Source organism: Vibrio sp. 10N.222.48.A3 (genome assembly GCF_041475345.1).
Classification (GTDB): domain Bacteria; phylum Pseudomonadota; class Gammaproteobacteria; order Enterobacterales; family Vibrionaceae; genus Vibrio; species Vibrio tasmaniensis_A.
Map to the genome: position 1 here is coordinate 1 of NZ_JBFRVX010001415.1, position 661 is coordinate 661.

Sequence of the window (661 nt, forward strand, 5' to 3'; positions counted from 1 at the left end):
GAGCCTGAAAGTGACGGGCGCGACGGGCGTAACAGGCACTGGTACGGGTGAGCTAACCATTAAAGATGATGGCACCGGTCCTGTAGACCCAACCGATCCAACTCCGCCAGTGAATCCAGATGATCGCCCAAGTGTGAGCATCGAAGACAGCAAAGTTATTAACGAAGGTTCAACCGCGAGCTTCGATGTCAGCTTAAGCAAAGCTGCATCCATCGACGTCAGCGTAACGCTAGAAACCCTTTACGGCACAGCAACAGCGGACGACATCAACAGCGTTGTTGTGAAAGATGCCGCGGGTAACGTAGTGACACCGAACGCTGATGGCTCTTACACAGTCAAAGCGGGTGAAACTAAGTTAATCGTTGAAGTCGCGACCAAAGACGACGGCACATACGAAGGTGATGAGAAACTGAGCCTGAAAGTGACGGGTGCAAACGGCGTCACGGGTACGGGTACGGGTGAGCTAACCATCAAAGATGACGGCACAGTCCCGGTTGACCCAACCGATCCTACTCCGCCAGTGAATCCAGATGATCGCCCAGCTGTGAGCATCGAAGACAGCAAAGTTATCAACGAAGGCTCAACCGCGAGTTTCGATGTGAGCTTAAGTAAAGCTGCGTCAGTTGACGTGAGCGTTACACTAGAAACCCTTTACGGCACA

General features: G+C 52.6%; 1 pseudogene. It reads left to right on the forward strand.

Annotated features, from left to right (window positions below):
- Positions 1–661: pseudogene (locus AB4653_RS26805) on the forward strand (hypothetical protein); the annotation flags it as partial.